Source organism: Rhizobium sp. 10PS4 (genome assembly GCF_032464805.1).
Lineage (GTDB): Bacteria > Pseudomonadota > Alphaproteobacteria > Rhizobiales > Rhizobiaceae > Rhizobium > Rhizobium laguerreae.
The window spans coordinates 331519-357030 of sequence record NZ_JAWDIW010000003.1; the positions used below are offsets into that span (position 1 = coordinate 331519).

Sequence of the window (25512 nt, forward strand, 5' to 3'; positions counted from 1 at the left end):
GCTCTCCGATATTTTCAAAGGAATTGATGATGAAGAAACATAGACGCGCGACCGTCGCCGATCTGCTTGCGGAAAAGGGCAAGCGCCAGCTCACCATGCTGCGCGTCACCTCGCTGGAGGAGGCGGATGCCGCCGAAAAGGCGAGGATCGACATCGTCTCCGTGCCGCCCTCGCTGCTCGGGCCGGTCTTTCGCGAGATCGCCCCCACTCTCTTTGCCATTCCGGGGCTCGAATATGGCGATCATGTTTCGGCCGAGGACTATCTGCGAGCGGCCTTCGCGGCGCTGAAGGCAGGGGGTGATGCGGTCTATTGCGCCGCAAGCTTGCAGACGATCCGGCGCATGCGGGACGAGGGTATCCCGGTCTGCGGCCATCTCGGGCTGATCCCTTCAAAAGCGACCTGGACCGGCGGCTTCCGCGCCGTCGGCAAGACGGCGGCAAGTGCGGCCGAAATCTGGCGGCAGACCAAGGCGCTGGAAGAGGCCGGTGCCTTCGCCGCCGAAATCGAAGTCGTGCCGGGAGATGTCGCTGCCGCGATCAGCAGCAACACCGCGATGCTGATGATCTCGATGGGAGCGGGCAGCGGCTGCGACGCTCAATACCTCTTCGCCGACGACGTGCTCGGCGTCAATCGCGACCACACTCCGCGCCATGCCAAGGTCTATCGCGACTTCGCCGCCGAACACGACCGGCTGCAGCGCGAGCGCATCGCCGCCTTCACCGAATTCGCCGAGGATGTCAGGACCGGCGCCTATCCGGAAAAGCGCCATCTCGTCGGTATCGACGACGCCGAACTGGAGATCTTCCTGCAACGGCTGAAAAGCGAGACGGGCAAAGCTGAGGGCCGCTACTCGACGCTTCCCCCTTCTCCCCAGCGGGGAGAAGATGCCCGCCAGGGCAGATGAGGGGGCGAGCGACGATAGGAGCGAGGCACTGAGCGTAAGCGAAGGGCAATCAACGCCGTGCCGTGTAGCCCCCATCCGCCTGCCGGCACCTTCTCCCCGCTGGGGAGAAGGGGGAACCCACCATTGGCTTCCGTGCCGGCCTGTGTCAGGAATTATCCGTTCGATTCATTCGGAACGGAGTATTCGGTCCCCTGTGACGATCGGCTTTGCGCATGCGGAATTGATTGCGGTGCTCGTCGCGGTGACGGGGGACGAACCGCGCGTCATGACCATCCGCTCCGGCAATGCGCTGCCGTCAGGCCCTTTCGAAATGGGGCATCGAACCCTGCAATCAGGCCTGCGCGAATGGGTGCAGGAGCAGACGGAACATCCCGTCGGTTATCTCGAACAGCTCTATACCTTCGCCGACCGTGACCGGAACAACGACATCCCAGGCGGGCGGACGATCTCAATCAGCTATCTCGGCCTCGTCAACGAGCAGTCAGGCGCCGGCCGGCCGGGATGGCACGGCTGGTACGAATATTTCCCCTGGGAAGACCATCGACAGGGCCGGCCGGTCGTGCTTGACGAGATCATGGCGCGCCTGAGGAGCTGGGCCGATGCCGATCCGGCCCGGCGCGACCATCGCCACCGCCGGGCGGATTTCACCTTCGGCCTCGACGGCGGCGGCTGGAACGAGGATCTGGCGTTGCAGCGCTATGAACTGCTCTACGAGGCGGGGCTCGTCTCGGAAGCCGGATGCGGGGTGGAGGCCAATCTCGGCCGTGCGATGTTTGCCGATCACCGCCGTATTCTCGCAACCGGGATCGCCCGGCTGCGCGCCAAGATCAAATACCGCCCCGTGGTGTTCGAACTGATGCCGGAGAGCTTCACGCTGCTGAGGCTGCAGCGCACCATCGAAGCCTTGGCGGGGCTGACGCTGCACAAGCAGAACTTCCGTCGTCTCATCGAACAGCAGGATCTCGTCGAGGAAACCGGCGGAACCGAAAGCGAAACCGGCGGCCGGCCGGCCAAGCTCTTCCGCTTTCGCCACACCGTTCTCGAAGAACGCGCGCTCGCAGGAACGAAATTACCGCTCTCCCGCAATTGACATATGCTCACCGTGAGCATATCTCTTCGCCTATGATATGCTCAAATGGAGCATAATTAGGAGCCGGTCATGAATTATCCTGTTTCCGCATCCTCGCTCTACGAGCGCGTCAGCCGCGTCATTCCCAAAGCCGAATGGATGACGTTCGAAAACGACGTCGACGCGATCCTTGAGCTCAAGCGCCGCCGCAACGCCGTCATTCTCGCTCACAACTATCAAACACCGGAGATCTTCCACGGCGTGGCCGATATTGTCGGCGACAGCCTGGCGCTCGCCCGCAAGGCGATCGAGGTCGATGCCGATGTCATCGTGCTTGCCGGCGTGCATTTCATGGCCGAGACCGCCAAGCTGCTGAACCCCGAGAAAACCGTGCTGATCCCCGATCTCGGCGCCGGCTGTTCGCTGGCGGATTCGATCACGCCCGAGGATATCGCGCTGCTGCGCCAGGCTCATCCCGGCGTGCCGATCGTCACCTATGTCAACACCTCGGCCGCAGTGAAGGCTGCCTCCGACATCTGCTGCACCTCGGGCAATGCCAAGCAAGTGGTGGAATCGCTCGGCGTGCCGAAGGTGCTGATGATCCCGGACGAATATCTGGCGCGCAACGTTGCCCGCGAGACAAATGTCGAGATCATCGCCTGGCATGGCCATTGCGAGGTGCACGAACTCTTCACTGCCGAGGACGTGCGCCAGCTGCGCGAAAACCATCCCGGCGTAACCGTGCTCGCCCATCCCGAATGCCCGCCAGAGGTGGTGGCCGAAGCCGATTTCGCCGGCTCCACCGCTGTCATGTCGGATTATGTCGGCAGGCAGAAGCCGGCGCGCGTCGTGCTGCTCACCGAATGCTCGATGAGCGACAATGTCGCCGTGCACCATCCCGATGTCGAGTTCATTCGCCCCTGCAATCTCTGCCCGCATATGAAGCGCATCACGCTGGCCAATATCCGCACGGCCCTCGAGGAAAACCGTCACGAGGTGACCGTCGATCCGGCGATTGCGGTGGCCGCACGCCGTGCCGTCGAGAGGATGCTGGCGATATGACCGAGATTCTCGAGCAGCTATCAGGACGCACGGTGATCGTCGGCAGCGGGCTTGCGGGGTTGATGACCGCGCTGACACTGGCGCCAGAACCTTCCGTCATCGTCACCCGCGCGGCCCTTGGCGCGGAGACGTCGAGCGCCTGGGCGCAGGGCGGCATCGCCGCCAGCGTCGGTGCCGACGATAGCGCGACGCTACATCTTGCCGATACGCTTGCGGCCGGCGACGGGCTCTGCGATCCCGCGGTTGCCGCCGGCATCATTGCCGAGGCGCCAGCGGCGATCGTGGCGCTGGAGCAAGCCGGCGTACGCTTCGACAGGAATGCCGCAGGAGACCTCTCGCTCGGGCTCGAGGCGGCCCATAATCGCCGCCGCATCGTCCACGCCGAAGGTGATGGCTCGGGTGCTGCGATCATCGCCGCGCTGATCGAGGCGGTGATGAAAACGCCAGCTATATCAGTGCTCGAAGGCTTCGACGTCCGGCGGATTCTGATGGACGGCGAGCAGGTCGCCGGCCTGCTCTGCGCGACCGCGAATGGCGCCGCCATTCTGCCGACATCGAAGGTGGTGCTTGCCACCGGCGGCATCGGCGGGCTTTACGACGCGACCACCAATCCGATAGGCAATTTCGGCCAGGGGATCGCGCTCGCAGCAAGGGCCGGTGCCGCGCTCACCGATATGGAATTCGTCCAGTTCCATCCGACGGCACTCGATTCACGCCGTAGGCCGCTGGCGCTTATCAGCGAAGCGGTGCGCGGGGAGGGGGCTTTGCTCGTCAACGAACGAGGCGAACGGTTCATGGCCCGCATATCAGGCGCCGAACTTGCACCGCGCGACGTGGTGGCGCGTGCGATCAGCGCCGAAATCGCCAGCGGCGGCAGGGTCTTCCTCGATGCCCGCGCTGCTCTCGGCAACCGCTTTGCCGTTCGCTTTCCTGTCATCTCGACCCTTTGCGGCGAGGTCGGCATAGATCCGGCGAAAGACCTCATTCCTGTTCGCCCGGCCGTTCACTATCACATGGGCGGCGTGGCCACAGATGCAAATGGCCGCAGCTCGGTTCCCGGCCTCTGGGTTGCCGGTGAGGCGGCCTCGACCGGCCTGCACGGTGCCAACCGGCTTGCCAGCAATTCGCTGTTGGAAGCGGCTGTCATGGGCATGCGGGCGGCGCGCGACATATCAGGCCTGCCCGCAGGTTCTGCCGGCGCGATCTTCACCGAGAGACTCCCGGCACCGGCCGATGCATCGCTCGTCCGGCCAATCGTCTCGCGCCATCTCGGCGTGTTGCGCAATGCCGGCGCCATTCATGGCGCGATCGCCGCACTGCTGCCGCTTGCCGAAGGCAACGGCCCTGCCGCCGATCCGGCTATCGTCGCGCTGCTGATCGCCGTCTTTGCCAGCCTGCGGATGGAATCGCGCGGCGCCCATGCCCGCACCGATTTTCCGCTGAAGCTCGCCAACGCCAATCGGCGCCAGATGTGCCTTTCCGACGTTCTGGAGATCGCCCGCGCGACGCCGCCCTATGCCCTTGCAAGGAGTGCTTGAGATGAACCTTGTTCCCCTTCCGCGCCTGATCGTCGAGCCGCTGGTGCGGGCCGCGCTTCTCGAAGATCTGGGTCTTGCCGGCGACATCACCTCGGCATCGGTCATCCCCCGGGATCACCGTTCGACGGTGGTGATGGCTGCGCGTCAGCGGGGCGTGATCGCCGGTCTCGATGCCGCCGAACTCGCTTTCGCTCTCGTCGATCCGGAGATCGTCATGCGCCGTCATCTTCAGGACGGCGATGCGGTAAAGCCCGGCGACGTGATCGCCACCATCGAAGGCCCGTCGCGTGGCCTGCTGAGCGCCGAGCGCACCGCGCTGAATTTCCTCGGCCATCTCTCCGGCATTGCGACTGTGACGGCTGAGATTGCCGCCGCCATCCGCGACACGAGAGCCTCCGTCGCCTGTACGCGCAAGACGACGCCGGGCCTCAGGGCGCTGGAAAAATATGCAGTGCGGGCCGGTGGCGGTATGAACCACCGTTTCGCGCTTTATGACGCCGTGCTGATCAAGGATAATCACGTCGCCATCGCCGGTGGGGTCGCTGAAGCGATCCGTCGGGCGCGGGCAGGCGTCGGCCACATGGTGAAGATCGAGGTCGAGGTGGACACCCTCGATCAGCTGCGTGAAGCGATGGAGACCGGCGTCGACGCTATTCTGCTCGACAATATGACACCGGATCAGCTGCGCGAAGCCGTCGCGATCGTCGCCGGCCGGGCCATCACCGAGGCATCCGGCCGTGTCACGCCGATAACGGCCGCCGCAATCGCCGCTTCCGGTGTCGACCTCATTTCCGTCGGCTGGCTGACGCACAGCGCGCCGGTGCTGGATATCGGGCTCGATTTCGTCGAGGCCACAACCGCTACGAAAGTAAGCCCGAAACGGATTGCACAGGTTCTGTGATCCCTCAGGCCTGCTTCGGCTGGACTTCCTTGTCGCTGTCGAATTCCAGCAGTTCGATCATCACGCCGAGATCGGGCACCGTGTCGTAATAGGCATAACGCCCATGGCCTGACGATGCCGTCGTTAGAGATACGCGGGTCCCTCAGCCGTTGAAACAGCTGAATCGTAAACGTTACGGCCCCGAAGTCCCCTTCTCGACTGCGGCTGAAACGCCAATTCATGGTCATTTGGGCGATCTCGTGCGCTTCGGCATATGCTCGAGTTCAACTTCAGACATACTGACGGCCCAAGGCAATGGGTGATCGCCTGCATACGAAGGAGGCATTGGAAACCGTCCAGATGCGGGTCGCTCACAAGAAAAAATGCGCCGGAAAACACAGATGCAAGCTGGAGGTGCGACAAGAAAATTACGAGCTAAGCGCTCTAAATATTAGAACGCTTATTTCTTCAGCCGCCGCCCACTCGACCGCAGAGGAATTTATCCTTTGATTTCACTCACATAACTGACGAGCCTGCCCACTTCAACCTCAATGCCGTCAATTTCGCCTATTTTTTCAGCGCAAGAATTGAAGCGTTTAAAATCTTGCAGAACGCCGGATATTCATGAGACAAAAGACCTGCGAGTAGAAGCGGTCTGAGCCTCGGTTCTGGACATTGCTCGACGGGTAAATCTGTCGAGGAGATGTTCTAGTGCAGGGAAAAGCCAGTGATCTCGCCCCGAAATCCGCAGAGATCGACGCTGGATCTGATCACCTTCGCGCGCATCGTTGCTTTGCATGCCTGAGCAGCAAGCGTCCTGAAAACGCGATTGCCAGGCTCGTCGCGGATGGCTTCGATCCGGAGCGCATCGCCAATCACTATCCGTCCTTAAAAACCGAACACTAATTGCGAAAGGTCGACCCATGTCCCGCACCAAGCTTGCCTTCTATGCACTTGCCGCAACCCTTTCTGCCGGTGCCGCCTCCGCCGCTGACAAGGTGATCTTTCAGCTCGATTGGCTGCCGGGTGGCGACAAGGCGCCGATCTACGTCTGCATCCAGGAAGGTTTCTGCTCGGACGCCGGCCTTGAGGTGGAGATCGCCTCCGGTCGCGGCTCGACCGACGCCATCTCGCGCCTTGCCGCCGCGTCCTCCGACATCGGTGTTTCCGATATCGGCGCCCTGATGGCCGCCCGCGCCAATGAAGGCGTGAAGGTGACCGCCGTCATGTCGTTGTTTAACAAGGGGCCGCATGCCTTCTACGTCGCCAAGGGCGGTTCGATCGCAAGCATCGCTGACGTCAAGGGCAAGACGATCGCGACGTCGCCCTTCACATCGTCGAATGTCTACCTGCCGCTGGTGCTGAAGGATGCCGGCATCGACATGGCGGATATCAAGATTATCAAGGCAGATCCCGGCGCACTCGGCCCGATGCTGATGACCGGCAATGCCGATGGCATCATCGCCTGGATGACCGACCTGACGCGCTACAGCAACCAGGGCAAGGAAGCTGGCAAGGCGATCGTTGCCCTGCCATGGTCGGCAGCAGGGCTCGAGCTTTATTCCGCATCTATCATCGCCAGCGACGATTTCCTCGCCAAGCGTCCGCAGGTCGCCGCCCGCTTTATCTCCGCTTACAAGAAATCCGTCGAGTTCGCCAAGGAGAATCCGGAGAAGGCTGCCGCTGCTGTCACCGCCATCGTACCGGAACTCGGCTCGGAAGATGTCCAGGGTTCCCTCAAGGACACGCTGCCGTTGATCTTCAACGAGGTGACGGAGAAGGACGGCCTCGGTGCCTTCGAAACCGCCCGCCTTGCCGAAACCTGGCGCCGTGTCTCTGAAGCGCAGGACATCGATCCGGCCAAGCTCGATCCGGAAACCACGGTCAACCGCACCTTCGCCGTAGCGGAGTAACCGCCATGGCGATGCCCGCTATCCGCTTCGACAGGCTGGGACAGGTTTTCGAAACCCGGTCCGGGCGCACGGAAGCCCTGCGCGACGTCAGTTTCGATGTGGCCCGGCATGAGTTTGTCTCGATCCTTGGCCCTTCGGGTTGCGGGAAATCGACCCTACTGCGCATGATCGCCGGCCTGTTGAAGCCGACGTCCGGCTCGGTAGACGTCTTCGGTCTGCCGGTGACGGCACCGCGTGACGACATCGGGATCGTCTTCCAGAAGCCGACGCTGCTTCCTTGGGCGACTGTCGAAGACAATGTCGTGTTTCCCGCCCGCCACAAGACCGGCCGGGTAACGGCAGTGGAGCGCGGGCGGGCGGGTGAATTGCTCAGCATGGTCGGGCTTGCCGGCTTCGAGAAACGCCTGCCGGACGAACTGTCCGGCGGCATGCAGCAGCGTGTCGGCATCGCCCGCGCGCTGCTCATGGACCCGGATATCCTGCTGATGGACGAACCTTTCTCGGCGCTGGATGCCCTGACGCGCGAGGTGATGGGCTTCGATCTGCTGCGCATCTTCTCCGAACGTCCGAAGACCGTGGTCTTCATCACCCACTCCGTCAGCGAGGCGGCGCTTCTGTCCGACCGCGTTTTGGTGATGACCGGACGGCCGGGCTCGATCCTGACGGAAGTCACCGTTCCCGTCGGCCGGCCACGCGGCCCTGAAACTGCAAAGGACAAGGCGATCCATGACCTCTCCGATTACCTCCGCGATCTCCTCCTCACCCGTCACGCGGCGTGAGGCCATGCAGAGCCGTACGCCGGTCGCGCTGCTTAAGCAGGTGCTGGCGTTGCCGGGCATCACGACCGCCGCGGCCCTGATCGGCACGGTGCTGCTATGGGAAGCGGCGGCGCGGCTCCTGTCGATCCCGACCTATCTACTGCCGCCACCAAGCGCGATCCTCGGCTCGTTCTCCTCTATCGGCTTCGAGCGCTGGATGGGTCACATCGCCGCGACGTTGCGGGTGGCGCTGATCGGTTATGCGATGTCCATCGTTATCGCCATTCCACTCGCGGTGCTCATGATGCGCTCGCCATTCCTGTCTCGAACGCTCTATCCGCTGCTCGTCGTAGTGCAGTCGACGCCAGTGGTGGCGATTGCGCCGATCATCATCGTCGTGCTCGGGGCCGGCGATGCGCCACGCATCGTTATCACCTGTCTCATCACCTTCTTTCCGCTCGTCGTCTCCACCGCAACGGGCCTTGCGGCAACCCCGCCGGAGCTGATCGAGCTGTCGCGAAGCCTGCGCGCCTCGGGCTTCCGCGAGATCACCCAGATACGCCTGCCGTTTGCGGTGCCCTACATCTTCTCGGCGCTGAAAATCTCGATCACGCTTGCCGTCATCGGCGCCGTGGTTGCGGAGTTCTGCGCATCCGAAGCCGGCGTCGGCTATTTCATCCAGCTGTCGACCTCCCTGTTCAAGCTGCCACAGGCCTGGGCCGGCTTGCTTGTGCTCGCCGCCATGTCGCTCTTGCTGTTTCAGGCCGTGGTCCTGACGCAGAAGCTCCTCTTTCCCTGGAGCCTGCCGAAAAACGGCTGAACCCATCCGGAGTAGAAGCAGTCGGGCCCTGCCCGGACATTGCTCCTCAACCGCCGGCTCGCCGGCATTCACGTAAGGAGAATGGTATGAATACCCAGACAGACACCCTCGCGGAACTCGCTAAGGAAGCGACCATCGGCGGCATGGGCACGACCGTTGACCGGGAAATCCCCGTCATCGACCTTTCTGACTTCGACAACCGCAAGCACGAGATCGCCGATGCACTCTGGCAGGCCTCGGTCGATATCGGTTTCTTCCAGGTCTACAATCACGGCATCGCCCAGGACGATATCGACGCGGCCTTCGACACGGCCTGGACATTCTTCGAACTGCCGGCGGAGGTTAAGGCGAAAACCCCGATGCCGAAGGGCATCAATGCCGGCTGGGAATTCAAGGCGCAGGTCCGCCCCTCCACCGGTACGCCGGATAACAAGGAGAGCTTCCAGCTCACCCGGCCGGACATGATCCGCCTCAACCTGTGGCCGAGCGAAGACGATCTTCCGGGCTTCCGGGAAAAGATGCTCCGCTTCGAGCGACAGAACTGGGAACTCGGCATGCGCATCCTCTCCTGCTTCGCGCTGAAGATGGGCTTTGCCGAGGATTTCTTCACCAAGGCGCATGACCCGTCTTCGGACCAGTATCAATCGACGCTGCGCCTCATCCACTACATGTCGATGGTAGGCGCCAAGCCGGAAGACTTCACGTCGTGGCGTGCCGGCGCGCATTCGGACTTCGATTGCTTGACCATCCTTCACCAGAAGGAGGGCGAAGGCGGGCTCCAGGTGTGCCCGGGCAAGGATGCAGCCCTGAAGGAATGGACGGATGTTCCGCCGCGCAAGGGCTACATCACCTGCAACATCGGCGACATGCTGATGCGCTGGTCGGACGACCAGCTGCAGTCGACGCTGCACCGGGTGCGCATGCCGCGCGAGAATGAGTACATGGGCCGCCGACTGTCCCTGCCCTTCTTCTGCCAAGCAAACCGCGATGCCGTCATGCAGGGTCCGCTCGGCAAATACGAGGCGATCACCGCCGGCGAATACCTGACCCGGCGCATCAACGCCAATTTCGCCAAGAAGTGACGTTGAAGATGGTCCGTTGCGGTGACATCGTGGAACAGTCAATCCGACTCCCGTCAGGCAACGGACCCATCATGCTTCATGGACGCGCGCTGCGTTATATCGACGAGGTGGCCCGACAGGGCTCCATCCGCAAGGCGGCAAAGACATTGCATGTCGCCGCCTCTGCGGTAAACCGCTATATCCTGGAGCTTGAGGAAGAGCTGCAGGCGCCCATTTTCGAGCGCCTGCCGCGCGGCCTGAAACTCACGAGTTCCGGCGAGATCCTCATCCAGCACATTCGCGAGACACTGCAGGCGCATCAGCGGATGCGGGCGCAGATCCAGTCCCTGAAGGGGCTCAATCGCGGCGAGGTGGTGCTGGCGACCATGGCAACGCTCGCTGCGGGCCCGATTGCCGAGATCGTTGCCGCCTACCGAGAAAAACATCCGCAGGTCAGCCTGCGGATCATGGTCGGCGACCGGACGACTGTTGCGGAGATGGTTGCGCTCGGCCAGGCCGATCTCGCCATTGCCTACAACCTGCCGGACGATACCCGGCTGCAACGCGCCGCCGAATTCCGCCATGCGCTGGGAGCCGTCGTCGCGCCCGCCCATCCCCTCGCAAACCGCAAGACCGTGCGCATGTCCGATTGCCTGCTCTACCCGCTGGTTCTGGCGGATCGATCGCTGTCGCTGCGCGAGGTCGTCGAGGCGACTGCTCCGGCGCGTGCCACCCTTGTTCCCGTCGTCGAGACCAATTCGATGGAACTGATGAAGCGCCTTGCCCGGACAACGCCTCACATAACCTTCCTCAACCGGCTCGATGTCGACCGCGAAATGGCGACCGGCGACCTGGTCTTCATTCCGCTGACGGGAACCGGCTCGCTGCAACGGCTCAATATCCTCCACCGCGCCCGCGGCTCGCTTTCGCCCGCCGGCAGCCATTTCATGCAATTCGCGCAGGAGCGTCTGCTCGCCTCGTTCGACCAGAGCTGACCGCTCGGCAACCCATCCAATAGAGACCCACCATGAACGATCTTTCCCTGTTTCCCACCCTTGCCTCCCGTCTGGCGAGACAGGAGCGCATTCGTCTTGCGAAGGCGCGCGTCCCGGTCGCGCTGCTAGCAGATGGCGTGCCTGGTGGTGCGGAGGTGGACAGGGACGGTTCCGCCCTCGTCGATATTCTGGTCGAGAACGGTGGGATCGCTGCGATAACGCCGGCCCTTGCCGATGGTGGCGAAGATGCAGTCGCGCTCCACGGCCGCCATGTCTGGCCGCTTCTGATCGACGCGCACGCCCATCTCGACAAGGGCCACACCATGGGACGTGCTCCCGATTCCGGCGGCACGCATCCCGGCGCGCGCGCCGCGACGACGGCGGACCGGCTTGCCCACTGGAATGCCGACGACCTCCTGCGACGGATGGAATTCGCTCTTGCAACGGCCGACGCCCATGGCGTGGCCGCTATCCGCACCCATCTCGACAGTCACGAGGGGCAGGCGGAAATCACCTGGAGCGCGTTTGCCGAAACGCGCGAACGTTGGAAAGGCTGCATCACCTTGCAGGCTGCCGGCCTCGTGCCGCTCGATGCCTATCGCGACGACTATGGCACCCGCCTTGCCGATATCGTTGCCGTCCACGGCGGCTTGCTCGGCGGCGTCACCCGCGCCTCCGGGGGCACCCATGGGTCAGGCCTCGACGATATCGACCTGCTGCTCGACCGGTTGTTTGCGCTGGCGAAGGAACGGGAACTGGATGTCGATCTACATGTCGACGAGGCGGCACAGGCCGACGCCCTGCCGCATGTGGCGCGTGCCGCCATCCGCCACGGTTACGAGGGGCGCGTGACATGCGGCCACTGCTGTTCGCTTGCGCTTCTGGGCGAGCAAGAATTGCGCGACACGATCGCGCTGATCGCCGATGCCGGCCTCTCGATCATCACGCTGCCGACCGTCAACATGTATCTCCAGGATCGTGAAGACGGCCGCACGCCACGCTGGCGCGGGGTCACGCCCGTGCAGGAGTTGCATGCGGCTGGCATTCCGGTCGCCGCGGCCGGCGACAATTGCCGTGATCCGTTCTTTGCCTATGGCGATCACGACATGCTGGACACCTGGCGGCAAGCGGTGCGCATCCTGCATCTCGACCACCCCTACGCGGATGCGCCCGCTCTTGCCGGCCCGGCACCCGCTGGCATCATGGGCATCGACGCCGGTACGATCGGCGTCGATCGTCCGGCAGACCTGATGATCCTGGAAGCCTGGAGCCTCGACCAGGTCATCGCCCGTCCGCACTCCGACCGCGTCCTCCTCCGCAAGGGGATCTTCGCCAACAGGACATTGCCCTCCTACAGCATGCTCACAGATTTCCAGACCGCTTGAGCCGCTCTCTAGCCAACCTCTTCCACATCCCCGGACACGATATCTCCTCCGGCCATCATCGAGAACTGCGTGCTGCGGCGATGAACCTGTGCGCGCAGATCGCTCGGGCATGAACCGTCGAGGCGCGGCCGGCCTAGAATTGCCTTGCGATCTTTAAGTTTACGATGCTCGTACCACTTTTCCGCGAGACAAAGGCTGAGCATATCGTCACCGAGCATGACAATCCGGCCGACTGGCGCCGCTTCGCCCGGCGTTCGATCGAGCACATCAAGGCGCTCGGCCTTTAACGCCGCCGCGGGATAGCGGCTGGCAAGGCCATCGACAGCGGAAATAACCTCCCGTCACGACACGCAAACCGCAGCCTCACGAAAGTGTTGGCAAAGCATTTCCTCCCCGTGTGGCGCGAGAATATGCAAATATTCGATGAAACTTCTTCTTTTTAAAGCAAAACCGCTATGCGTCGGGCTCTTATGGCTCTAACATGTTCTTGATTGGCCGGTGCGCTTGCGCGCCTTGGCTTTCAGGGGTGAGAACCGAGATGCAACGGACATCCGGAAGATGCTGACGAACAGGCTGTGCCTGCTCGGAAGACCGCGATTGCTGGCGGCGGGGAAGGAACTCCCCTTGCCGGAGAAGTCTTATTTTCTCCTCGCCATGCTCGCCGCCGAACCCAATTTCGAACTCGACCGCGAAACCGTCAGACGGCAGCTCTGGCAATCGGAGCTGCCGGAAAAGCGGGCTGGCAGCCTGCGTCAGCTGCTGGCGCGCATCGAACAGAGCATTCCTGCCGGCCTTCCACCGCTGCTGGACGCGACCCGAACCCATATCGGCCTTGCGGATGGCTGGGAGGTCGACGTTCATATCCTGAAACAGAAAGGGCCGCTCGCGCCCGAAGACGGCGACCTGCTGAACGGCGAATTGCTCGAAGGCGTCAAATCGCCGACGCAGGGCGCCGAGGACTGGCTGACCTTTGAGCGCCAGCGTGTCGACGAGTTGCGCTCCGCTCATCTCGCCCGGCTGGTCGAGACATCGGAAGACAGATCGGATGAAGATCAGGTCACGCTTGCCAGGCGCCTGCTGGAACTCGACCCTGCCAGCGAGACGGCCTATCGCGCCTTGATGCGCACCTATGTCAGGATGAACGATCCGGCAGCGGCGCGTCAGGCCTATCTGAAGTGCAAAAGCCAGCTGAAGGACGACTTCGACACCGAGCCGGAAGAAAGCACCACCGCTCTTGCCCGCGAACTGAACCTGGTGCCGGCGGCACAGGCGACGTCAGGGCATTCCCAGCCGGCGTCACATCTGTCCGGCAATTCGGTCGGCCAACCGCGCATCATCATCCTGCCGCCAGAAAGCATCTTCATCGATCCGCTGATGGAGCGCGTCGGCAGGGCCCTTCTCGAAGATGTCACCATCGGCCTCAGCCAGCAGCGCGGCTTCAAGGTGATCGCGGCGCATACGAGCCTGGAAATCCTCAGCCGTTCGATCGATCCGTCGCGTGCCGTGCCCGGTCCGCTCGACCTCAGCTTCGACTATGCGGTCTACGTCACCATCCAGGGCCGCGACGAGGATGTCTATGCGACCTGCCGGCTGACGCGGACGACGACTTCGGAGGTGATCTGGGCCATCGAACTGCCGCTGGTCATGCAGAAGATCAGCGAATCCTTCGCGCATTTGACGCGACGGATCGTCTCCTCGCTTGCCGACACGATCGAGCGTCACGAACTGGCGATACCGATCGGCGAGGCGCCGCCGTCGGCCTACCGTCTCTACCTGGAAGGCAAGCGGCTGATCGCCCAGACCGACCTGCAGCATCTGCGCCAGGCGCGCAAATGGTTCAAATCCTCGCTCAATCGTTATGAACATTTCTCCGCCGCCCATGCCGGCATGTCACGCGCGCTCGGCATGGAATGGCTGATCCGCGGCATGCGGGACAAGGAACTGCTCGACGAGGCGAACGGTGCCGCCCGGCAGGCGCAGCAGTCCGACCCGAACAGCGGCCGGGCCTATCGCGAACTCGGCTTCGTGGCGCTTTATCGGCGCCGCTTCGACGAAAGCCTGCAATATTTTCAGCAAGCCCAGGATCTCAATCCCAACGATGCCGACATCCTGGCCGACTATGCCGACGCGCTATGCCACTATGGCGACTTCGACAGAGCGCTGGAGCTGAATAAGGCTGCCTTCAGGCTCAACCCCCTGCCGCCTGACTATTACTACTGGAATCTCGGCGGCATTCACTTCGACCGCGAAGAATACGAAAAGACGATCGAGGCGCTTGAGCCAGTGAGATCCAAGCAGGCGACGGCCCGCTTGCTCGCTGCCGCCCATGCCATGGCAGGCAATGTGAAGAAGGCCCACACATACGCCAAGGTCGTTCTGGAAAATTTCCCGGATTTCCGTAGCGAGGATATCCGCCATTTCGTTCCTGATCGCGATTCTCGCTATACGGAATCGCTGATTCACGGCCTGCATCTGGCCGGACTTCCCTGATCCGTCGCCTTTTAAATAAGCCTGTAACGCTTAAGTGACGCAGGCAATGTTCCTCTCCGATGGTCAACGGCGGCCTCCCGCTGCCTTCCCTATCGGAGATGGAAAATGAAAACCAATGTTGAAACCAATGCCGCAATTCTTTCCCAGCCGCGTTTCTCGGCTGCAGCCAAGGCCGCGATGAAGCAGGACGAACTCAACATCGCTCCGAACGGTCTCGAAAACCTCACACATGCACTGAAGTTCCGCTAAGGAACAATCGGCATGTCCGCTTTCACCGACCTTGAAACGCTTGCCGGTGACCTTAAACAATCATCGGCCGGCGTCAGCGACTATCATGACCGCGCCGTCACGCCGGCTCAGACGTTGGCGACAATCAGGCCGCATCTGCGCGAATTCGGCATTACGCGCGTCGGTCTGCTGACTGCACTCGACGTTCTGAACATCCCCGTCGCCTTCGCAACGAGGCCGAACAGTCATACGCTGTCGGTCTTTCAGGGCAAGGGTATCGACAACGATGCCGCCATGGCCTCGGCGGCGATGGAGGCGGTCGAGACGCGGATCGCCGAAATTGCCCCCGCCGACCTGACGCAGGCGACGGTCGAGAGCATGCGGGCGGAGCGTGCCGCGATGATCGATCTCGACAATGTCGCACGCTGCGCGCCCGAGGAAATCGGCAGCAGTCCTATTCCGTGGTGCTCCGGGCTCGACATTCTTTCCGGCAGCAGCGTCTTCGTGCCCTGGTGGCTCGTCGGTCTCGACCATCGCGGCGAGAGGCCGCCGGGCTTCGAGCAGTCGAGCGATGGGCTTGCCTCCGGCAACACGCCGTCCGAAGCAGTCCTGCATGGGCTTTGCGAGCTGGTGGAGCGCGACGCCTGGGCCTTGACCCAGCTGAAATCGCCCGAGCGCCTGAAGGAGAGCCGCATCGACCCCGCCTCCTTCGGCGATGCGGTCATCGACGTCATGACCGACCGGATCACCCGCGCCGGCATGAAACTGCTGCTGCTCGACATGACGACGGATATCGGCGTTCCCGCTTTTCTGGCCGTCATCATGCCAGGCAACCTTTCCGACCGTGTCGACGCGCGCTGGTCGCACGTCTGCGGTGGCTGCGGCTGCCACCCCGATCCCGTGCGCGCCGCGCTGCGCGCCATCACCGAAGCGGCGCAGAGCCGGCTGACCGCGATTGCCGGCAGCCGCGACGATTTCTCGCCGCGCATCTATCAGCGGCTCGACAGAAGTGCGGCGATGCAGCAGGTGGTCGAGCTCTGCGAGGGCGACGGCCGGATGCGCTCGTTCCAGGCCCGCGATCGCCGCCCGGCGACGATCCAGGACACCATCGACCATATTGCCGACAGGCTGGCGGCGACCGGCATCCAGCAGATCGTCGTCGTGCCGGTTTCGCATCGAGCCCTGCCGGTCTCCGTCGTCAGGGTGATCGTGCCGGGACTGGAGGTCGATATTTCAGGCCAATACATTCAGCTCGGCCTGCGCGCGGTCAACACCATGAGAGGAGCCGAATCATGAAGGTGCTGTTCATCGGCCCAAGCCTTGGCAGCGATCTTGCCGCGGCAAGAGCCATGTCCCCCCGCATCGATTTCCGGCCGCCGGCCGCCTGCGGCGACATCCTGAAAGCCGTTGAGGACGGCGCCACCGCGATCGGTCTGGTCGACGGCTATTTCGGCGATCTGCCTTCGGTCTGGCACAAGGAAATCCTGTACGCACTCGAACACGATGTCGCCGTTGCCGGCGGCGCCAGCATGGGCGCGTTGCGGGCAGCCGAATGCGCGCCTTTCGGCATGGTCGGGCTCGGCTCGATCTTCGAAGATTATGAGTCCGGGCGGCTGCTCGACGATGAGGCCGTCGCGCTGGTGCATGCGCCGCAGGAGCTCGGCTGGCTGCCGCTTTCCGTACCCTGGGTCGATTTCGAACCGACCATCGATGCGCTTTACGCCAACGGCGAAATCTCGCTCAGCGAGCGCAAGAAGCTGCTGCTTGCCGGCCGCTTCCTGCATTTCTCCGAGCGCACCTATGCCAAGGTGGCCGACGAGTGCCATTTCCGCAAGCCGCGCCGCGACCACATCCTCGCCGCCATCCGGGGGAACCGTGTCGAGCGCAAGCGCGGCGACGCGTTACTGGTGCTGGAATGGCTGCGCCGGGACAAATTCCGCCCGGTCAACCGTGACTGGCGCTTTGCCGCGACCTCGCACTGGGAACTCCTGCACGCCGAAGTCACGCGCAATGCGGTTCCTGTAACGCTTGAATAACGGTCGCGGCGGAAGATGAAGTCATGATGGAATCGTAGGGTTCCACGACCAAAGAGGGCGGGAACAATGTTTGAACAACACAACGAAGGTACCGGCAGCGAATACGCAAGGATCTTCCGGCTGCTGTCGGCAGCCAAGGAGGAGGCTGAAAAGCTTCAGCTGCGCAATCTGATGCACCTGACGAACATGGCGCTGCTGCAGGTCGTCATCGATTGGGACGGCATAGATCCCGACAGGGAGCTTGACGTCAATCTCGAAAAGCTGGTTGGCAGCAAAGCCAAGATCGCAATGAAGGATGCCAGCGAGAATCTGATCCTGATCGATCGCCATTGATCTCGATCGATTGCTATTGATCTCGATCGATTGCTATTGATCCCGATCGATCGCCATTGATCCCGATCGATCGCCATTGATCCGATCGATCCTGGTTGACCCTCACGCGGTCCGTTGGATCACGTGAAAGACAACCGGTCTATTCGGCCGCTTCACTATCCAACTGTTCGGTATTGGCAATCGCCTGGACGAGCTTCAGGATCTTCTTACGAAGCGCCTCGTTCTTGATCGAAAAGAACGCCGCATTGAGAAGGACGCCTTCGCGCGAAATAACGAATTCCTCGCTGGGAGCGGGGTTGTCGTTGGCATTATCTGGGGTCGACAGGTCGTCGAAAAACGTCCTGACATCGACCTTCAGCGCGCCGGCGATTTCGACCAGCATGCTGGCGGAAACGCGGTTGGAGCCCTTTTCGTATTTCTGGATCTGCTGGAACGTTACGCCCACACGATCGCCCAGTTCCGTTTGAGAAACTTTCCTCAACAGACGCTGGATGCGGATCGTCTTTCCGACGTGAACATCGACGGAATGCGGTTCTTCTTTCATCTCATTTCCCTTCTGAAGGCAGCGGACAAGGGGTTATTCGCCATATCCGTGTCAACAACTTTTAGCCGAGATAAATAAGGCTAGCAATTGCTTGCATGTAGATAGAGTTAAACTCGAAAATCGGGCCCTTTTTGTCCCGAAATGGTACAAAAAACATGCCGAAACGGCACATCCAAGAGACCGGTCGCTTTATTTTGTGACATCAGAGCGACCAGAGGCGCTGTGCATTGGCGAAAAGCAGCTTCGAGCGCTCTGTCTCGCTTACGCCGGAAAGCATGGAGTGGGTCGCCGCAACCCAGGTGGAGAGGCCGCCGCCGAGCGTACAGACCGGCCAGTCGCTACCCCAGACGACGCGGTCCCAGCCGAAACTTGCGGTCACATGTTCGATATAGGGCTGCAGCGTTTGCGCCGTCCAGGTCTTCGCATCGGCATAGGCGACGACGCCGGAGACCTTGCAGACGACGTTCGGCCGCCGGGCAATCTCTGATATGCCGGTCTTCCACGGCCCAAAGGCATCCGAGCGGATATCCGGCACGCCACAATGGTCGAGCACGAACTGCACGTCGGGCGCAAGATCGGCGAGGGCGGTCACACGGCTCGCCTGATGCGGCAAGGTGCAAAGGTCGAAGGTCAGGCTGCTACCGCTAATGCGCCTGATGTTTTCGCGGAACAGGGCGCCTTCGGAGACATCATCGGGCACGACATGCAGCACGCGGCGGAACCCCTTGACGAAGGGATCGGCCTTTTGCCGCTCGAGATAGGCGGCGAAGCCTTCCTCTTCCGGCCGGCAGGAGACGATGGCGCCGGCAATCAGACTGCCTTCCTTTTTGGCGAGGCTGGCGACGTGATCGGTCTCTGCCTGTATCGCGGCAGGATCGACGTCGACCTCCATATGCAGCACCGTGGTGATGCCGCAGCGCCGGGCCTCCCTCGCATAGGCCTCGTAGAGGAAATCATGATCGAGATCAGGCACGCCCGAGAGCCAGGGATAGGGCAGCGCCGACCGATCGATGATATGCAGATGGGTGTCGATGAGCACGCTCTTCTCCTCCAGGAATGGCTTCTCGCAAAGCTATCCCTGGTGAATGGATTGTTCAAATAGAAATTCCCGGATCGTGCCAAGGGCTGCCCCTCACCCTAGCCCATCTTTCACGGTTCGCGGGGAGAGGGGACGTGCCATGCGAAACGTAGGCGAGGAACGGAGAGGGCGCGGCACATCCCCTTCGCCCCGTTTACGGGGAGAAGGTGCCGGCAGGCGGATGAGGGGCTGGCATCGGCAATCTCCCGGCCGAGAATGTCACACCCAATTGATGCTCCCAGCCGTCAGGCGGGGGTGACGACATCGGCGCCGGCAAGCAGTGAGAGTTGGGCCGCCGCCTTCTGCACCAGTGTGATCGCCTGGGTGATATCGGGAGCCGACGGCGCGTTGACCAGCGCGATGAAGGGGCAGGTGAGGGCGGCAATGCAGCGGCGGTCCGGCCCGAGAACGGGAGCGGAGAGATTGTAGACGCCGGAAGTCTGGGCGCTGGCCATCATCTCGTAGCCGCGCTCGCGGATCTGGTCGAGACGATCGTAGAATTCGGGGCCGAGTTCGACATCCGCGCGGCTGCGCACATGTTCGGAGATCATCATCTCCCGCTCCTCCTTGCTGCGGAAGGCCAGCAGCACATGCCCCGATCCGGTGTCGAAGAGGCTGATATGGGCGCCGATGCGGATCGAAAATCCCCAATAGTCCGGCGCCTCCTGCTGGGCGATGACGACGGCAGCACCCCGATCGAAGACGGCGAGATGATTGGCCTGGCGCGTGCGCTGGGCAAGATCGCGCATCAGCGGCGTGGCGTGAGAGGCGAGCCGGCGCACCGGCGCGTGCAGCTGCGCGAGGCCGAAGAGCTTCAGCGTCAGCGAGTAGCGGTCGCCATCCAGCCGGGTGACGTAACCGCGGCGCACCAAGCGATCGAGCATGCGGTAGAATTCGTTGGGGCTGCGGTCGAGCCGTTTGGCGATATCAGCCTGGGTGAGACCGCTGTCGACGCCAGCGAGCAGTTCCAGGATATCGAGGCCCTTGTCGAGGGCAGGAGCACGATAGCGGTCGGACTCGTCGGTCTCCATTCCTTCCTCCTGTGAATACTACTCTGCATATACGCAGAACCGCAGCCGGAAAAGGAAAACTTCGCACTTGACCACCGGCCAATCGTCTGTTTGTCTATAAACAGACAAATCATCACTGAAAACGGCCGGCGCGAAAGCGAGGCTGAGATACCGAAGGCGCCCGAGCGGCACGATCATAAGCAAGCCGGGGACAGGGAGGAAGACCGTGCAGCGCATGGGAATGGTCATCGGTCCTGCCGCCGGCGGAGATCGCCGAAAAAGCAGCCAATCAGCTGAATCCCCCGCTGATCTGCCTATGCAACAGCGCCAACTCCTCCATTTAACGGAGAGAGCCGCGCACCTCCGGAAGCAGACCGGCGCGCTCCATCACGACCGCGCTTCGCCAAGACATGAACCGCACTCCATCGTCCAGCGTAGACAATTCCAGAAAAGGCCCGTGATATGACAACCCCCGATTTGACAAGCAGACTTTCCGGCAAGACCGTTCTCATCACCGCCGCCGGCCAGGGCATCGGCCGGGCGACGGCGGCAGCCTTTGCCGCGATCGGCGCCAAGGTTCACGCGACCGACATTAACACCGAGGCGCTGGCGACGCTTGCCGCGGAAACCGGCGTCTCCACCCATAAGCTAAACGTGCTCGAAGAGGATGCGGTCAAAGCTCTGGTCGCCGAGATTGGCGCCGTCGACGTTCTGTTCAACTGCGCCGGCTTCGTCCATGCCGGCTCGATCCTCGAGATGAAGGATGCCGATCTCGAATTCGCCTTCGATCTCAACGTCAAGGCGATGATCCGCACCATCCGCGCCGTGCTGCCCGGCATGATCGAGCGCAAGGACGGAGCGATCATCAACATGGCCTCCGTCGCCTCCAGCATCAAGGGCGTGCCGAACCGCTTCGCCTATGGCGTCACCAAGGCGGCGGTGATCGGGCTCACCAAAGCCGTCGCCGCCGATTATGTCGGTCAGGGCATCCGCTGCAACGCCATCTGCCCCGGCACGGTGGAAAGCCCGTCACTGCAGGATCGCATGCGGGCGCAGGGCGATTACGACGCGGCGCGCGCCGCCTTCATCGCCCGCCAGCCGATGGGGCGGCTGGGCTCGCCGGAAGAGATCGCCGATCTCGCCGTCTATCTTGCCGGCGCGACCTACACGTCGGGCCAGGCGATCGCCATCGACGGCGGCTGGACGATCTGATTTCAGCGGATGCGCCGGCCCGGCAGTCTTGCCGGCCAGTTCGGCCACTGCAATCGGCTCTTTATAATCGGCCCATTGTAATCGGGAGAAACACCATGACCCGCATCACTGACCTTCGTGTCTTCGATCTCCGCTTTCCCACCTCGCAAAGCCTGGATGGATCCGATGCGATGAACCCCGATCCGGATTATTCGGCGGCCTACGTCATCCTCGATACGGATGCGCCTGATCTTGCCGGCCACGGACTGACCTTCACCATCGGCCGCGGCAACGACATTTGCTGCATGGCGATCGAGGCGATGCGCCACCTCGTCGTCGGCGCCGACCTCACAGAAATTCTCGCCCATCCCGGCAAATTCTGGCGGCATCTGACGAGCGACAGCCAGTTGCGCTGGATCGGCCCGGAAAAGGGCGCCATTCATCTGGCGACCGGCGCGGTCGTCAACGCCGTCTGGGATCTGCTCGCCAAGCAGGCCGGCAAGCCTGTCTGGCGGCTCGTCGCCGACATGTCGCCGGAAGAGATCGCCGACATCGTCGATTACCGCTATCTCACCGACGTTCTCACGCGTGACGAAGCGGTCGAGATCCTGAAGCGCGCCGAGGCGGGCAAGGCCGAGCGCATCGCCATCCTCGAAAAGGAGGGCTATGCCTGCTACACGACTTCGGCCGGATGGCTGGGTTACGAGGACGAGAAGTTGCGCCGCCTCTGCCAGGAGGCGATCGATGCCGGCTTCAACCATATCAAGATGAAGGTCGGCCGCGACCTGGAAGACGATATTCGCCGCCTCAGGATCGCCCGCGAGGTGATCGGCCTCGACCGCTACCTGATGATCGACGCCAACCAGGTCTGGGACGTCGGCCAGGCGATCGAGTGGGTAAAGGCGCTTTCCTTCGCCAAGCCCTTCTTCATCGAGGAACCCACAAGCCCTGACGATGTTGCCGGCCACCGCAAGATCCGCCAGGCGATCGGCCCGGTCAAGGTCGCGACCGGCGAGATGTGCCAGAACCGTATCATGTTCAAGCAGTTCATCGCCGAGGGCGCGATCGACATCGTGCAGATCGATTCCTGCCGCATGGGCGGGCTGAACGAGGTTCTCTCCGTGCTGCTGATCGCCGCCAAGTTCGACCTGCCGGTCTGGCCGCATGCGGGCGGCGTCGGGCTCTGCGAATATGTGCAGCATCTGTCGATGATCGATTACATCGCGGTGTCGGGGACCAAAGAAGGCCGCGTCATCGAATATGTCGATCATCTGCACGAACACTTCCTCGACCCCTGCCTGATCGAGAACGCCGCTTACATGCCGCCCACCCTGCCGGGCTTCTCCATCGAGATGAAACCGGCCTCGATCAGCAACTATACGTTTCGAGGCTAAGGAAACTTCGCTGACTGCATGTTAAATTCCTGAATTTTACAGTCTTTCCTGCCGACGATGGGCTTCCAATCTGACGGGACTGTTCCAATTCACTTGGAGGCGGCGAAGCTTGCTTTTTAGAGCGCCGAGGAATAGTTTTGAACTGTGAATGCGGAGGGGGCCCAGCACCAGCAGGCCAGCAAATTTTATTGAACTTAGACAATAGAATGTTTGCGATCGAGCCATGCCCAAGTTTCACTGCGTCAAGAGACTGTGCGCCTATCTGCTGATCATCGCAGCAATGCTGCTATCGATCGGTACGGTACATGCAACCGTCACCGAGGAGAGCGGACGCCGCGTCGCCCTCGTCATCGGCAACTCGGTCTACAAGACGCTGCCCTCGCTTCCCAATCCGGCCAATGATGTCGAAGAGGTCGCGACCACGTTGCGCGCGGCCGGTTTCGACGTGACGATCGGCGTCAATGTCGACCGCATCGGGCTCGAAGATACGGTGCGCCGCTTCCTGCGTTCGACCAGCAATGCCGAGGCCGGCCTGATCTACTATTCGGGCCACGGTATCCAGGTGGGCGGCCAGAATTTCATCGTGCCGGTCGATGCGACGCTGGAGACGCCCTATGACGTCGAGACGCAGACCATGCCCCTTGACCTCATCCTCAATCATCTCAAGCAGAACTCGCGGGTACAGCTGATCTTCCTCGACGCCTGCCGCAACAATCCCTTCAATGCCCAGAAATTCTGGATGGCGGAAAAACTGGAACCGGTCGGCGCCACGCGCGGGCTTGCACGGATTGACAGCGATCTCGGCAGCCTGATCGCCTTTTCCACGGAACCCGGCCAGGTGGCGCTCGATGGCACCGGAGCGCTCAGCCCCTATTCCGAATCCTTCATCAAGCGCGCCAGCGAACCCAACAGGGAAATCCGCCAGGTCCTGACCGACGTGCGCCGAGACGTGATCGCCATGACCGACGGCAAGCAGGTCCCCTGGGAAAACTCCTCGCTGATGGACAGCTTCTATTTCATTCCGGCGCCGCCGCCGCCAAGCGTCGAACCGATGCAGCAGGTGAGCGTGCCGGAGGGTGCGGCCACGACCAGATTGCCGATCGCCCCGCCGCATGACGAGACCGGCTCGGCGCTGCTCGTCACCCTCAACCAGCTTCCCAAGACCGGCAAGCTCAGCTTCGACGGCAAGCCGGTCGAGCAGGGCGCGAAGATGCCCGCCGCGGCACTGACGGCGCTGACCTATGATTCATCAGATGTTGCCGCCGGAACCGTCGGCCTGATCGGCTATACCGTGAGCGACCCTTACGGCCAGGCAACGCAGGGCGTCATTGCGATCACCGTCTCGGCCGATGCGGGCGCCAAGCTCGCCCAGCTCGAACAGGAAAAGCAGGTGCGGCTGGCCGATGCCGACGCTTATTTGAAAGAACTGCCGCGCGACGTGAGCACGACGATCGGCGTCGGCCCTGTTGAAGCCAGCCTGCCGGTCGTGCCGGCATCGACCGCGGAGATGACCTTCAAGGTCGCGGCCCTGCCCGACAAGGGCACGCTGCGCGCCGGAGACCGGGTGATCGGGCTCGGTCACGTGCTCGAAGCGGCCGATATTCCGGCTCTTTCCTACGAGCCGCAGATCGGCACGGAAAACCAGACCTACGCCTTGACGCTGCAGGCCGCCAACGACGACCTGCCGCCCGCGACCGTTACTTTCAAACCGGTGCTCAACGCCTGCGACACATCAGCCGCAGCTCCGCTCGACCTGCAGGGCGTGACAGCAGGCAAGCTGCCGAACGAGATCAACCCCGATGATGCACTGCCGGCCTGCACGGAGGCGATAAAGGCCTATCCAGAGGTGGCGCGCTTCGTCTATCAGCTCGGCCGTGCCCAGCTTGCCAACCGCGAGACGAAGACGGCCTTCGCGACGATCAAGAAGGCGATGGATGCCGGGCATGTCCGGGCGACCCATCATCTTTCGAGCATGTACGAAATTGGTGCGTCAGTGCCTCGCAATGTCGATAAGGCTGCAGAGATAGTTCAAGCAGCAGCCAAGAAAGGCGATCCCTACGCGTTGCACAGCTTCGGGAACGATCTGTATTATGGCCGGGGCATCAAAGCAGACCAGCAGCAGGGGTTACGCATGATGCTGCAGGCTGCCGATCTCGGCCATACCTACGCCATGAACGCTCTCGGCTATATCTTTCTCAACGGCGTCAAAGTTCCGGCCGATCCGGAGCGCGGCATTCGCTTTTACGAAGCCGGCGTCGAGCGCAACGACATCTATTCCCAAAACAATCTAGCGCTGGTCTATCGTTTTGGTAGAGGCGCGCCGCAGGATCTTCCCAAAGCGATCGACCTATTCACGCGGGCAGCAGAAGGTGGTCAGCCCTATGCTCCGACAAATCTCGGGCGTATGTATCGCGATGGTGTCGGCGTCGCGGCGGACAAGGCGGAAGCGGCAAAATGGCTGGAGATGGGCGCAGAACGTGGCGACTATTGGGGCGCTCTCGACCGCGCGAAACTGGCCAAAGATAACGGCGTTGACCCCGACAGTCTTGCGATCGCCGCACGCTATTTTGCGCTGGCGATGGCGGTAAACAGGCCAGGCAGCGGTGATCCGAAGAACCAGGCGCTGGCCGAACTCAAGGCCCTGCCTGACGCTGCGAAGAAAAAGGCGGAAGGAATTTTCGCCACCGAGCTAACTGCTCAGGAACAAAAGGCTCTTCCGAAAGCCAAGTCACTTAACGACAGACTCGTTCAGCTCGCCAAAGCGACGTGGGTAAAGCGAAATCCAAGGTACGATCTCTTCTGAAACGGCGATCTGGGGGCGC

Annotated in this window: 23 protein-coding genes and 2 pseudogenes; 22 read left to right on the top strand and 3 right to left on the bottom strand. The window is 62.3% G+C overall.

The annotated features are described in order from the left end of the window. Positions 1-26: 26 nt before the first annotated feature. The 19 genes and pseudogenes from RWJ89_RS07310 to RWJ89_RS07400 all read left to right on the top strand — a co-directional run. Positions 27-839 (top strand): annotated as a pseudogene (locus tag RWJ89_RS07310) (3-methyl-2-oxobutanoate hydroxymethyltransferase); the annotation flags it as partial. Between the two features lie 259 nt (positions 840-1098). Next, the gene (locus RWJ89_RS07315; protein ID WP_312889200.1) at positions 1099-1995 is read left to right on the top strand and encodes an NUDIX hydrolase; all 897 of its coding nucleotides are present in this window, start codon (positions 1099-1101) and stop codon (positions 1993-1995) included. A 69-nt stretch (positions 1996-2064) separates the two neighbouring features. Further along, positions 2065-3036: a quinolinate synthase NadA gene (gene nadA / locus RWJ89_RS07320; protein ID WP_316030775.1), complete on the top strand. Its 972-nt coding sequence runs from the start codon at positions 2065-2067 to the stop codon at positions 3034-3036. Next, positions 3033-4574 carry an L-aspartate oxidase gene (locus tag RWJ89_RS07325; protein WP_168283493.1) on the top strand — a complete coding sequence of 514 codons (1542 nt, stop codon included), beginning with the start codon at positions 3033-3035 and terminating at the stop codon, positions 4572-4574. The genes nadA and RWJ89_RS07325 overlap by 4 nt, the downstream gene beginning before the upstream one ends. Further along, entirely contained in the window at positions 4552-5475 is a 924-nt protein-coding gene (nadC, locus tag RWJ89_RS07330) for a carboxylating nicotinate-nucleotide diphosphorylase (RefSeq protein ID WP_316030776.1), read from the top strand. The genes RWJ89_RS07325 and nadC overlap by 23 nt, the downstream gene beginning before the upstream one ends. A 690-nt stretch (positions 5476-6165) precedes the next feature. Continuing rightward, complete coding sequence (locus RWJ89_RS07335; protein ID WP_165504388.1) at positions 6166-6360, top strand: hypothetical protein; 195 nt, start codon at positions 6166-6168, stop codon at positions 6358-6360. A 17-nt stretch (positions 6361-6377) separates the two neighbouring features. Then, positions 6378-7367: an ABC transporter substrate-binding protein gene (locus RWJ89_RS07340; RefSeq protein WP_131662472.1), complete on the top strand. Its 990-nt coding sequence runs from the start codon at positions 6378-6380 to the stop codon at positions 7365-7367. Between the two features lie 5 nt (positions 7368-7372). Further along, positions 7373-8146 (top strand): ABC transporter ATP-binding protein, encoded by a 774-nt coding sequence (locus RWJ89_RS07345; RefSeq protein ID WP_168283491.1) that lies wholly within the window; start codon positions 7373-7375, stop codon positions 8144-8146. A gap of 4 nt (positions 8147-8150) precedes the next feature. Continuing rightward, entirely contained in the window at positions 8151-8945 is a 795-nt protein-coding gene (locus RWJ89_RS07350) for an ABC transporter permease (RefSeq protein ID WP_020052856.1), read from the top strand. Between the two features lie 86 nt (positions 8946-9031). Next, entirely contained in the window at positions 9032-10027 is a 996-nt protein-coding gene (locus RWJ89_RS07355) for an isopenicillin N synthase family dioxygenase (RefSeq protein ID WP_168283490.1), read from the top strand. A gap of 2 nt (positions 10028-10029) precedes the next feature. Beyond that, positions 10030-11001, top strand: a complete 972-nt coding sequence (locus tag RWJ89_RS07360) for a LysR family transcriptional regulator (protein WP_168283489.1) — start codon at positions 10030-10032, stop codon at positions 10999-11001. A 32-nt stretch (positions 11002-11033) separates the two neighbouring features. Beyond that, on the top strand, positions 11034-12386 hold the full coding sequence (locus RWJ89_RS07365; protein WP_168283488.1) for a cytosine deaminase: 1353 nt from the start codon (positions 11034-11036) through the stop codon (positions 12384-12386). An 8-nt stretch (positions 12387-12394) separates the two neighbouring features. Beyond that, positions 12395-12499: pseudogene (locus RWJ89_RS33295) on the top strand (IS6 family transposase); the annotation flags it as partial. 51 nt (positions 12500-12550) lie between these two features. After that, positions 12551-12673 carry a hypothetical protein gene (locus tag RWJ89_RS07375; RefSeq protein ID WP_260692880.1) on the top strand — a complete coding sequence of 41 codons (123 nt, stop codon included), beginning with the start codon at positions 12551-12553 and terminating at the stop codon, positions 12671-12673. 211 nt (positions 12674-12884) lie between these two features. Next, entirely contained in the window at positions 12885-14876 is a 1992-nt protein-coding gene (locus RWJ89_RS07380) for a BTAD domain-containing putative transcriptional regulator (RefSeq protein ID WP_316030777.1), read from the top strand. A gap of 105 nt (positions 14877-14981) precedes the next feature. Continuing rightward, entirely contained in the window at positions 14982-15125 is a 144-nt protein-coding gene (locus RWJ89_RS07385; RefSeq protein ID WP_003548235.1) for a hypothetical protein, read from the top strand. 12 nt (positions 15126-15137) lie between these two features. Then, positions 15138-16400 carry a YcaO-like family protein gene (locus tag RWJ89_RS07390; protein ID WP_316030778.1) on the top strand — a complete coding sequence of 421 codons (1263 nt, stop codon included), beginning with the start codon at positions 15138-15140 and terminating at the stop codon, positions 16398-16400. Then, entirely contained in the window at positions 16397-17140 is a 744-nt protein-coding gene (locus RWJ89_RS07395; protein WP_316030779.1) for a TfuA-like protein, read from the top strand. Before RWJ89_RS07390 ends, RWJ89_RS07395 begins: the two co-directional genes overlap by 4 nt. 66 nt (positions 17141-17206) lie before the next feature. After that, positions 17207-17473, top strand: coding sequence for a hypothetical protein (locus RWJ89_RS07400; RefSeq protein ID WP_020052848.1), 267 nt, complete (start codon positions 17207-17209; stop codon positions 17471-17473). Positions 17474-17612: 139 nt separating this feature from the next. On the opposite strand, the gene RWJ89_RS07405 is transcribed toward RWJ89_RS07400, so the two are convergent. From RWJ89_RS07405 to RWJ89_RS07415, 3 genes are all read right to left on the bottom strand, one after another. Beyond that, positions 17613-18017 (bottom strand): helix-turn-helix domain-containing protein, encoded by a 405-nt coding sequence (locus RWJ89_RS07405; protein WP_077980003.1) that lies wholly within the window; start codon positions 18015-18017, stop codon positions 17613-17615. Between the two features lie 202 nt (positions 18018-18219). Beyond that, entirely contained in the window at positions 18220-19056 is an 837-nt protein-coding gene (locus tag RWJ89_RS07410) for an amidohydrolase family protein (protein WP_131662479.1), read from the bottom strand. Positions 19057-19340: 284 nt separating this feature from the next. Further along, a complete protein-coding gene (locus RWJ89_RS07415) occupies positions 19341-20126 on the bottom strand; it encodes an IclR family transcriptional regulator (protein ID WP_316030780.1) in 786 nt (261 codons plus the stop codon). Between the two features lie 456 nt (positions 20127-20582). Here RWJ89_RS07415 and RWJ89_RS07420 point away from each other — a divergent pair, with 456 nt between their 5' ends. The 3 genes from RWJ89_RS07420 to RWJ89_RS07430 all read left to right on the top strand — a co-directional run bounded on the left by RWJ89_RS07420 (position 20583) and on the right by RWJ89_RS07430 (position 25493). Next, positions 20583-21317, top strand: a complete 735-nt coding sequence (locus RWJ89_RS07420) for an SDR family oxidoreductase (protein ID WP_316030816.1) — start codon at positions 20583-20585, stop codon at positions 21315-21317. A 95-nt stretch (positions 21318-21412) separates the two neighbouring features. Further along, positions 21413-22690, top strand: a complete 1278-nt coding sequence (locus RWJ89_RS07425) for an L-fuconate dehydratase (RefSeq protein ID WP_316030781.1) — start codon at positions 21413-21415, stop codon at positions 22688-22690. Positions 22691-22913: 223 nt separating this feature from the next. Beyond that, complete coding sequence (locus tag RWJ89_RS07430) at positions 22914-25493, top strand: caspase family protein (protein WP_316030782.1); 2580 nt, start codon at positions 22914-22916, stop codon at positions 25491-25493. Positions 25494-25512 lie beyond the last annotated feature (19 nt).